Annotated in this window: 9 protein-coding genes and 1 tRNA gene; 3 read left to right on the top strand and 7 right to left on the bottom strand. The window is 49.7% G+C overall.

What is annotated here, in order from left to right:
- The first annotated feature begins 259 nt into the window (after nucleotides 1–259).
- Nucleotides 260–1,069, top strand: coding sequence for a hydroxyethylthiazole kinase (thiM, locus tag ACY2RQ_RS01945; protein WP_490111263.1), 810 nt, complete (start codon nucleotides 260–262; stop codon nucleotides 1,067–1,069).
- Nucleotides 1,070–1,252: 183 nt separating this feature from the next.
- On the opposite strand, the gene ACY2RQ_RS01950 is transcribed toward thiM, so the two are convergent.
- The 3 genes from ACY2RQ_RS01950 to menB all read right to left on the bottom strand — a co-directional run bounded on the left by ACY2RQ_RS01950 (nucleotide 1,253) and on the right by menB (nucleotide 4,880).
- Nucleotides 1,253–3,037 (bottom strand): hypothetical protein, encoded by a 1,785-nt coding sequence (locus tag ACY2RQ_RS01950; RefSeq protein ID WP_490111264.1) that lies wholly within the window; start codon nucleotides 3,035–3,037, stop codon nucleotides 1,253–1,255.
- A gap of 166 nt (nucleotides 3,038–3,203) precedes the next feature.
- On the bottom strand, nucleotides 3,204–3,764 hold the full coding sequence (thpR, locus tag ACY2RQ_RS01955; RefSeq protein ID WP_490111265.1) for an RNA 2',3'-cyclic phosphodiesterase: 561 nt from the start codon (nucleotides 3,762–3,764) through the stop codon (nucleotides 3,204–3,206).
- A 273-nt stretch (nucleotides 3,765–4,037) separates the two neighbouring features.
- Entirely contained in the window at nucleotides 4,038–4,880 is an 843-nt protein-coding gene (gene menB, locus ACY2RQ_RS01960) for a 1,4-dihydroxy-2-naphthoyl-CoA synthase (RefSeq protein WP_490111266.1), read from the bottom strand.
- Nucleotides 4,881–5,141: 261 nt separating this feature from the next.
- On the opposite strand from menB, the gene ACY2RQ_RS01965 reads away from it, so the two are divergent.
- Nucleotides 5,142–5,522, top strand: coding sequence for a hypothetical protein (locus ACY2RQ_RS01965; RefSeq protein ID WP_490111267.1), 381 nt, complete (start codon nucleotides 5,142–5,144; stop codon nucleotides 5,520–5,522).
- 94 nt (nucleotides 5,523–5,616) lie between these two features.
- Nucleotides 5,617–6,180 carry a hypothetical protein gene (locus ACY2RQ_RS01970; RefSeq protein ID WP_490111268.1) on the top strand — a complete coding sequence of 188 codons (564 nt, stop codon included), beginning with the start codon at nucleotides 5,617–5,619 and terminating at the stop codon, nucleotides 6,178–6,180.
- Nucleotides 6,181–6,550: 370 nt separating this feature from the next.
- On the opposite strand, the gene rocD is transcribed toward ACY2RQ_RS01970, so the two are convergent.
- The 4 genes from rocD to ACY2RQ_RS01990 all read right to left on the bottom strand — a co-directional run bounded on the left by rocD (nucleotide 6,551) and on the right by ACY2RQ_RS01990 (nucleotide 10,593).
- The gene (gene rocD, locus ACY2RQ_RS01975; RefSeq protein WP_490111269.1) at nucleotides 6,551–7,768 is read right to left on the bottom strand and encodes an ornithine--oxo-acid transaminase; all 1,218 of its coding nucleotides are present in this window, start codon (nucleotides 7,766–7,768) and stop codon (nucleotides 6,551–6,553) included.
- 182 nt (nucleotides 7,769–7,950) lie between these two features.
- Nucleotides 7,951–9,450, bottom strand: coding sequence for a sodium/proline symporter PutP (gene putP, locus ACY2RQ_RS01980; protein ID WP_490111270.1), 1,500 nt, complete (start codon nucleotides 9,448–9,450; stop codon nucleotides 7,951–7,953).
- Between the two features lie 113 nt (nucleotides 9,451–9,563).
- Nucleotides 9,564–10,307 (bottom strand): OmpA family protein, encoded by a 744-nt coding sequence (locus tag ACY2RQ_RS01985; RefSeq protein ID WP_490111271.1) that lies wholly within the window; start codon nucleotides 10,305–10,307, stop codon nucleotides 9,564–9,566.
- Nucleotides 10,308–10,517: 210 nt separating this feature from the next.
- Nucleotides 10,518–10,593 (bottom strand) — tRNA-Thr (locus ACY2RQ_RS01990).
- Between the last annotated feature and the right edge of the window lie 57 nt (nucleotides 10,594–10,650).

Below are 10,650 nucleotides of genomic sequence, written 5' to 3' on the forward strand. Positions count from 1 at the left end.
TAACAACAAAAACAAATAAAAACACCAGATAAAAATAAAAATCTGAAAATAAAATTATTAAAATAAATATTTTTTGGCTTTTTTATCTGTAATTTTACTCGCAAAAATACTTCCACTTTTTCATAGCTCCGCACCTTTTAAAAAATACGTAATAACCTGTATTAGAACCTGTTGAGGTTTTATGATTGGCTCAGTGGCCCTAAAAAGGGTACAAGAATACGGAGTGCTATAATCTCCGGGCTGATAATGGACTCCCGCGATGACCCTGACAGAAAAACTTGCTAACAGTCTTGCACAGCTGCGCGAAGTCACTCCCCTGGTGCACAACATCACCAATGGCGTGGTAATGAATACCACAGCCAACAGTCTTCTCGCCTTGGGAGCGTCGCCTGTTATGTCCGATGCGACAGAAGAAACCGCTCCGATGGTGGCCATGGCCAACAGCCTGGTCATCAATATAGGCACCCTGACTGGCCGTACCGTGATGTCCATGAAATCTGCCGCCAGTCACGCCGGCACCGCCAAAACCCCCTGGGTACTTGACCCGGTAGGAGCCGGTGCCACCCGCTTTCGACTGGATACGGCCCGGCTGCTGCTTGAATACAAGCCCTCCGTTGTCCGGTGTAACGGTTCTGAGCTGCTTTCACTGTACGGAGAGGAAGGCACTACACGGGGCGTTGACAGCCTCGCGGTCAGTTCCAGTCTGAAAAGACAAGCCACAGAAACCGCACTGAAATACCAGACAGTAATCGCCATCACCGGAGCCGTAGATATTATTACCGATGGCCAGAGAATGATTTCCCTGTTTAACGGTGACCCGATGATGACCAGAGTCACAGGCACAGGCTGCACCTGTTCAGCACTGACCGGCGCTTTTCTTGGTATTGAGGACGACCCTCTTGTGGCCGCCACAGCCGCCCTGGCTTCCATGGGAATTGCCGGCCAGCTGGCAGCAAAGACCAGCCGTGGCCCGGGCAGCCTGCAGATGAATATAATTGATGAACTCTACTGCCTGACCGGCGAAACACTGGCTCAGCATCTGGTAATAGAAGAAAGCACTTGGCAATAACAGACATTCTCGCCACCCGCCCCCTGGAATGGCTGTCCCACACTCCCCTGGGATGTCTCCATTCACGGGAACAGTGAAGACTTTCTCGGATCACCCGCCGAAAATCCTGACACACTGTTCTGTAACCGTCGTCTGATGATTGAAGGGAGGGCCTGAAGTTATGCTGGATGATCAGGAACTGGCTCAGCTTCCTGGCGGTTGTTGTGCTACAGGTAGCGTTACAAGAGAAAAAACCTGGCTCTTTCTGGACTTCCTGTGGAAATTCCGGTAACGGCTGACCAGCTCCATCAAACCCACATGAACGTTCTTTTTCCCCAGCTCGCTGTTTAAACGCAGCTTCTGCTCTTTCAGTTCTTTAGCCTCACGGAATGCGGAAAAATACTTTGTCAATAACTGCAGAGATTCACCGCACTCGTTATCAAACTGTGTATCCCGGTCCAGGACCACCTGCTTTTCCCAGGAAATCTTCATACCAATCCTGCTGATGCTGTTATTCAGATAGTCTTTTCTGGCTTTATCAGGAAGCTCAACCTGCAGGCGAAGTATCGAAGAACTCACCCCCCCGAGTTCCTTCTGCATATTATTCAACGCAGTAAACATCACCTCTTTTTTTCTCAGAGAAAGAGTTTTCCCCTGGTGCTCAGGGGTCTTCAGTTGTTTCTTCAGTCTGTTTATATCCCCTTCCAATCGCGCCTGGCTTACTTCCAGCGCCCGAATCTGCTGTTCTTTATACTCAATATCATCCAACTGCTTTTCCAGCTTCTCCCTTTCTCCGGATAATTCACGAATAGCGGTCTGGTTAGCCTGGTTCTGCTGTTCAATACTTGCTTTGCGGGCCTGATACCCCTCCATGACCATTTTGAGATGTGTATTTGAACTTGTCAGATTCCGCTGCCCCAGAAGAATCCTGCTATTTTTTATACTGTGTCGGACATCATCCAGCCGGGATAAGGTCATATCCCGGGAACGGCGTACAGCCTCACGGCTATTATCAGCATGATCAAGTACACTGGTCGTGTAATCGGATAGCAGCCAGACACTGACCAGAACACTTCCCAGCCCACCTCCTGCGACAAACAATCCGGTGACAGGGTTCATCAGGCTCATCAGCAGCGCCGCACCAGCGCCACCCGTTAGCAGAGTACCGACGCCCCCAAGGGTTATGGCCCCCCAATAGCTGCGGTGATATTCCCGGTAATCGGCCATGGTAAAAGGAACCGCTTTATCTACACGGTAAAGGGGATCATAAACATGACTGAAATAGCCGGAATGCCTGTGGGCCAGCACCACCAGAGGTGTTGTTCCGGGAGGAAGAGTCAGAACATGCCTACTGCCATCCACGGGTTCAACAGCCCCTCTGACATCGACCTGCCAGTCAATAGAGCTATCAGGATTGCTTTCACCGAGTTCCGTTGATTCACCGTTCTCCTGCTGGATCACCAGAGACTGCGCCAGAGCACTATGAATATCACGGCATAAATATCCCGGGTTATTGCTGTCGACCCAAAACAGATTATTTTTCTTCAGGTATCCTCGGGACTGCTTCCCCCCCACTATCTGGTTATAGCCATCCAACCGGTATTGCTCATGGAAAAACGGAATAAAACCCTGGCGAACAGCATACCGTTTTACCAGATTGCGCCCGACAGTAATTCTCCCATCCACGGATTCAACATTTTCAAAACTGTCAAGATATTCTGCCTGAATACCCGTATCAGGAGGAATAAACAGGTAACGATCAAGAAGGTAACCACCTTCGGGCAGAGAACTCTGGCTATGACAGGAGAGAACCGGACCGTGGTAACTGGCAAACCAGTCATCATCAGCGCTCCAGGCAGAATGCCAGGCGGTGCCGACCATGAAAGAAAAACAAAGAAAGCGTAAGTGCCTGCTGTATGTCATAACCGGGCTGTCTTCCAGAGCGAACATCAGCCAGTTAGAGATGACAGGCAGGAGGCAGTTCCCCAAATTTGTGTAACCGTCTGCAACGCCACTCAGCCGGGGATATTACCCCCATGAAAAGACGCCTGAATGCTCAGGACACTCCAAGGCCCTGTTCTGCAAGTAGAACTTAAGAACTCAGAGGCTGCTATATCAAAAGAAAAGCACCAGGATCGGTTAAGTCTGACTGGCTCTAGAGAGGAAAGGATTCCAGCACCCGGTAGCGAACGCCACTCTCGCTCTGCTCACTGCTGACCAATGCCAGTTCGCCCACCTGTAGCCGGTATCCTGGAAGTCGCCCGGGTACAAAGGTCGGACCGGATATCAGTGACCGGGCAAGGGTGACATGGGGACGGAAAGCCCGCCGCTCCGGGGAATAGCCCGCTGCGCAGGCAATCTGGTCACACACGCGATACAGGTCTTCCATACGACGGCCAGAATGCAGTTTCAGTGTCATAACTCTGGGCTGGTTCTCATTGGGAAAATAATCAATCCCGCCACTCATACATATGAAGGGATGAAAACCCTTAAGCTGTGTACGCAGGCTGTCTGCCACCTGCTTAAGTTGTTCCCGTGTACTGTCACCCAGAAAGCGCAGAGTCAGGTGATAATTCTGGGGCGGGGTCCAGCGAATCCGAACATCATCCTGCAAATGCTCATAGCGCCGTACCTTCTTATGCAATGTTGCCGCTGTATCCAGCGGCAACATATAAGCGATAAACGCCCTTAATCTGTTATTAGAGTTATCTGCCATTCATCTTAATCCGCTGCAGCAACTACCCTGCTTTATGTTGCGATATTGTGACAATAGACATCCTTTTCAACCAGCTCAACCGCCAGCTTAGCCATACGACAATGATCGATTTTTAACGATTGTGACTTATTATCCCCAGGCCATGCAAAAAAACAATCTGGAACCATGTAACATGGTCATCCGTGTTATGTTCCTCCGGGTAACCGGGCAAATTGTCAGCAACAGCCAGAGGGTAAGAGGCAACAGCACCGGACAGGTGTGCTGCAGATGTCATCAGGGGTTACGACCAAAGCGAGAGAAATCCGGCTCGCGTTTTTCCATAAAGGCATTACGCCCTTCCTGACCCTCTTCTGTCATATAGAACATCATGGTGGCATTCCCCGCCAGCTCCTGAAGACCAGCCTGGCCATCACAGTCGGCATTCAGGGAGGCTTTCAAACAACGCAGTGCCAAGGGGGAATTTTTCAGCATTTCCCGGCACCATTCGACGGTAACTTCCTCCAGCTCCTCCAAGGCAACAACAGTATTTACCAGCCCCATATCCAGAGCCTTTTTCGCGGAATACTGTCGACACAGGAACCAGATTTCCCGGGCCTTTTTCTGGCCCACAAGGCGGGCCATATAACTGGCACCATAGCCACCATCAAAGGAACCGACTTTTGGCCCGGTCTGCCCGAAAACCGCATTTTCTGCGGCAATAGTCAGGTCGCATATCATATGCAGAACATGGCCTCCACCAATGGCATAGCCTGCCACCATGGCAACAACCGGTTTAGGGCAGGTACGTATCTGGCGCTGGAAATCCAGCACATTCAGATGATGAACGCCTTTATCATCCTTGTAGCCGGAATTTCCCCTTACTTTCTGGTCACTACCGGAACAGAAGGCTTTCCCCCCCGCACCGCAGAGGATAATAACCCCAATCTCACTGTCACGACGAGCGTCGTCCAGTGCCTTTTGCATTTCTATCACCGTTAAAGGGCGAAAAGCATTATGAACCCTGGGGCGGTTAATGGTTATACGGGCAATGCCTTCCGCTTTGTGATGTAGGATATCTTCATACTCAGAAGAGAAGTCCGCCCAGACCAGAGCGTCGCGCACAGGAGATGTCGTCATGATTCCGTGTTTCAGTATCAGTCAATATAAAGAAAAGCCGTATCTACTACCACGGGCTATCCCCCAGACAACATGCAGATTAATGTATCAACAAAGCCATCCGGGTTATCCCGGTGGGCATTATGGCCCGCATTCGGTACTCTTGCAGAATCTATGGAAGAAAACTGTTTCAGCAGGCTGGTATAAACCGAAGTAAGAAACCCTGTTGAGGGCTGTGGTAGACTTGCCCGCTTTCAATAACAATCAGGAGCTGCTTGCTTTATGGCTACTAATGGCGCTTCGGCACGCCTCTGGCTTGCAAACAAAGGCAGCCAGGCTTCTCCGGAAGAACTTCAGCGCATTCGTAACGCGATCGCAGGGAAACTTGATTCTCTGCCCGAACATCACCCGGATGAGACCGGCCTGCTTGAGGCCCTTGATGTTATGGATGAATTTATTGAAAAAGGCCAGATACCAGCAGAACCTGCCGCTGTAAAAAGCGGCCCGCTCTCAGCGTCAGACGGAGTCCCTCAGAAAAGTTCCGATCTGGATACCAGACCTCTGGTTCCCGATCTTCCCCCTGCACAGGAGCTGGATCCGGAAGAAAAGAAGCAGCGTTTTCAGAAATTGCTGCGTTCAGGTTCTCGCCCCAACCGCATGTGATATAAGACCGGGCCGGGAAAGATCAAATCCGTTTATCGGCCATCTTCCCATCTCTGTATAATTCAACAGATGCTTTGGTCTGGGATGAAGGAAGATGATGAAACGGCTTTATTATCTTGCCCGGTCTGTTGATGATGCCGACCGGTTGATCAGTGACTTAAGGGCAACAGGCATTGGAGAGTGGCATATGCACGGCCTCAGCCACGACAGTGCCGGCCTCTACCACCACCATATCCACCCGGCTCACTTTCTTCAGCGGTACGATATTATTCATATGGGCGAACGGGGGGCTATGATTGGCTTCTCTATAAGCTTGGTGTGGTCCTACTGTATCCATTACTTCCAGCTGATCCCCAACGCCTTTGATATTCCCGAAACCCTGTTCACCATTATTATTTTCACCCTGTTTGGGGCCTGGACCGGCGGACTGACAGGCATTGGGAAAGTGAACTACAGAATCACCCGGTTTCTTAAAGATATCGACTCCGGAGCCTGCCTTGTTCTTGTCGATCTGAACCGAAAACAGGTTTCCGATATTCACGAAAAGATATGTTCCCATCACCCGGAGATCAGCTTTGCGGGCAGCTCTTCCACCATAACCAACCCTTTCGCAACCACTCTTCCCGGGCGGTTCAAAAAGACGAGAGTACTAAAGTAATAACAGCGTAGAGTGCGATAAAAAATCATTCTGTTAATTCCCGTCACAATTCCTTCTGTGTCGTCTTAACTGAACGTTGTGATGGCCCGAAAATAACCCGACCCGGCCATCCCATCTTTCCGAATAACATATTTGATCAGCAAGGAAATCGTTGTGAACCGGAAGCAATCCCGTCGACTCTTACGAATGGAGAAAGTTATTGGCGATATCGCCCTGTGGGTACTGATAACAGGTGCCCTTTACTGGCCTTTTTATATGCTGCTGGAGTAAATCCTGTGCCAGAGTCATAAAAAAAACACGAAAGAACAGTTTCTCAGCAAGAACCCCTGCTACCTCGCAGGGGTTCCTGTTTTCGGGCTGATTGTTTCAGTTATAACTCAGCGAAGGTTTTCTTCAAGATACCCACACATTCATGGGTCTGGTTATCTGTCATCACCAGGGGAGGAGAGAAACGGATGGTATGGTCGTGGGTGGGCTTGGCCAGCAAACCATTCTCAGCCAGATTCAGACAGACCTTCCAGGCATCAATTCCATCCTTGGGCGCAATATCAATAGCATTCAGCAACCCCCTTCCGCGCACAACCTTTAACAGTGGGTGTTCAATTTCTCCCAGCCCGTTCCTTAAAATCTGTCCCTGACGCATAGCATTTTCTGCCAGGCCCTCATCCCTGATAACATCCAGAGCCGCCATAGCCACATGACAGGCCATGGGATTACCACCATAAGTTGAGCCATGCTGTCCAGGGCGAATGCACAGCATGATGTCGTCATCTGCCAGTACCGCAGACACCGGGTAAACCCCACCGGATACTGCTTTCCCCAGGATCAGAACATCTGGACGAACAGCCTCATGGTCTACTGCCAGCAGTTTACCGGTTCGGGCTATGCCAGTCTGCACCTCATCCGCCATAAACAGGATGTTATGGTTTCGGCACAGTTCAGAGGCTTTTTTCAGGTAACCGTCATCGGGAATAATAACACCGGCTTCCCCCTGGATAGGCTCAATCAAAAGCCCGGCCACTTCAGGATCTTTCATCGCCTGTTCCAGTACGGCCAAATCGTTATAGGGCACGCGAATAAAGCCAGGAGTGTAAGGACCATACTCTTTACGGGCATCTTCATCATTGGAAAAAGAGATGATGGTCGTGGTGCGCCCATGAAAATTGCCATCGCAGACAAGAATCTTGGCTTTATGGCTCTCAATACCTTTTTTCTGGTAGGCCCACTTACGGCACAGCTTAATAGCCGTTTCTACGGCTTCCGCCCCGGTATTCATGGGCAGAACCTTGTCGAAACCAAAATATTCCGACATATATTTCTCAAAAACACCCAGTGCGCTGCTGTAGAAGGCCCGTGAAGTAAGGGTCAGTTTTTCAGCCTGGGCCTTCATTGCCTGAATGATTTTAGGGTGGCAATGGCCCTGGTTAACGGCCGAATATGCGGACAGAAAGTCAAAATAACACTTGCCGTTTACATCCCAGACTTTAGCACCCTGCCCCCGGTCAAGAACCACAGGCAAAGGATGATAATTATGAGCCCCGTAACGGTTTTCAAGGTCAATCATTTCTGATGCGGACAATACAGTCATTCAACCTCCCACCGGTTATAGTCTGAAAAATAACGCACTTGTGGTGCCAGATTAACCAGAATTCCGGTACTTTTTCTCTTGTGAAGATTTCCAGTAGCACAAAAATCTGTACTCCCGGAATATATAGTAATGCACTAATTACCAGTACAGGCTGCAGAGGTCAACTGCGATCCAAAAGAAATTTATGTATCTGCCGCATTCAGACAACTCTTCATTCTTGCAAACAGATTGTGGAGCTCCTCGCTACCGCGCTGGTCAACCAGACTGACAACAACAATAGAGAGAGATGACATCAGGAATCCGGGTACAAGTTCATAAAGTTCAAAAATGCCGCCGTTCAACTGTTTCCAGAGAACAACCGTTAAACCACCCACGATGATGCCGGCAAGAGCTCCATTGCGGGTCATCCTCTGCCAGAACAAGCTGATTACCAAAGCCGGACCAAAGGCCGCGCCAAAACCGGCCCAGGCATAAGAAACCATACTCAGCACATTACTGTCTGGACTCATAGCCAGTATCATTGCAACAATAGCAATCCCGATCACTGCCAGTCGACCAACCCACAATACTTTCTCCTGGGATGATTCAGGATTGAAAATATCCCGGTAAAAATCCTCGGCAAAAGCCGTCGAGCATACAAGCAACTGGGAGTCAGCTGTACTCATTACAGCCGCAAGAATCGCCGCCAGTAAAATTCCTGCCACCACCGGGTGAAACAGGTGATTCACAAGGATCATGAAAATACCTTCCGGGTCAGGAACCTGTACACCTGTGTTCAGACTGAAAACCAGCCCGGAAACCCCAACCATCAGGGCGGCGCACAAACATAAAGCATTCCAGATCAGCGCTACCCAGCGGGCTCTGGGAAGATCATGCTGGCTACGAATCCCCTTAAAACGTGCAAGAATATGGGGCTGACCAAAATAACCCAGCCCCCAGCCCACAAGGGAAAAAATCAGCAATATATCCAGCGGCTGCCCCTGACTATCTGTAAAAGGACTTAACAAATCAGCATTATGAGCCTCCAGAGCCAGGACAACATTGGAAAAACCACCGGCGTGATCAATCACCACCAGAGGAACAACAACCATGGCGGCAGCCATCATTAACCCCTGGACCAGATCCGTCCAGCACACCGCAAGAAAACCACCAAAGAGGGTGTAGGAAACAATACTCACTGCCCCGACAACCACAGCTATGCGATAATCCAGCCCAAACGCCACTTCAAATAATTTTCCTCCGGCCACAAGACCGGCGCTGGTATAGAAAAGGAAAAACAGAAGGATAAAACCGGCAGAAATAAACTGAAGCGCACGGCTTTCATCTTTAAAGCGATTGGTAAAATATTCGGGAAGAGTTAAAGCATTACCAGCAGCCTGACTGAATACCCGCAAACGCCGGGCAACAAGCAACCAGTTCAACCAGGTTCCCGCAAGAATCCCCCCCGCCAGCCAGAAAGCTTCCATACCTGCAGCAAAAGCGTATCCGGGTAACCCTAATAATAACCAGCCACTCATGTCGGAAGCACTGGCACTCAGGGCCGTTGTCCATGGACCAAGAGAACGGTCTCCAAGGAAATAATCAGCGCTGGTCCGGGTTCTTTTCCATGCATAAAAACCCAAAGACAGCATGACAACGAAATACACCCCAAAGGTCAGAAGAATCTCCGGGCTTCCCGACATAACATCCCTCTCTTATGAGTTCCACAAATTATAAGCGTAGTTGTTATCGGGATAGAAAGACGGCCCCAGCCAAGCTGACCTGGAGCCGTCATCCTCAAAGAATTCAGGGAAATTCAGGGAGATTCATCATTCTCCTCTATTTCCGCATCAACGCGGCGATTCTCCCATCGGCCATGGGACGTTTTATTATTACCCTTGGGGTTATGAATACCATCTCCGTGAACAATAATCCTTAACGGGTCAACACCTTGGTCAATCAGGAACTCACGGGCGGAAAACGCCCGTTTCTCAGACAGTTTCTGGTTATACTTCACCGGCCCTGTGCTGTCTGTATAACCAGTTAAACGCACCGTGGCTGTTGGGAAGCGTTTCAGGAAAATAGCCTCTTCTATAAGAATGGCCTTGGCTTTCTGATTTAACACAGCTGATGAGGACTCAAAATGAACGGACTCCAGTTCAACTTTCCGCACAATCGGGCAACCATCCGGGCCGACCAAGGCTCCCGGAGGAGTATTGGGGCATTTATCGAAAATATCCGGAATACCATCTCCGTCAGAGTCTTTCGGACATCCCTTGGTCTTTACATCCCAGCCTTTAACAGTTATGGGACACTCGATTTCCGGTTCAGGTTTATTATTATTCAGGGCACAGATAACACCACCAAGTACAGCGCCTCCAAGGGCCCCCCATCCTGCGGCTTTCCTGTCCTTTGTCGCGCCACCGGCAGCGCCAACCACCGCCCCGGCGGCTGCACACTTCCACCAGTGATCAACCTTTTGATGAACATTGGCACAGCCCCCGACAAAGCAACTGATAATCAGCACTCCTGTAAGACCGGACACTCTGAGATGACTCATAACCAAAACCCGTTCAGGATGACAAACACCGATAGAGTGTAGAAAGAAACGAGACGAACGGCTGACTATCAGCTAAAAAACATAGCAGTATGGAAAATTATCTTACGAAACCGCATTGGGAATAAGAAATAATTGAACCGTGTCTGGCGACTTATTATTAATATTTCCAAGACTAAAAAAAACCTCTGCCAAATGACAGAGGTTTTGATATGGAGCTCTTAACCGGATTTGAACCGGTGACCTCATCCTTACCAAGGATGCGCTCTACCGACTGAGCTATAAGAGCTTGAAAAAAATAAGGAATCCGACCTCCAAGGATGGAGGAAGCACTGAAACTGTCGGA

The organism is Parendozoicomonas sp. 209JJ7-1 (assembly GCF_058147085.1).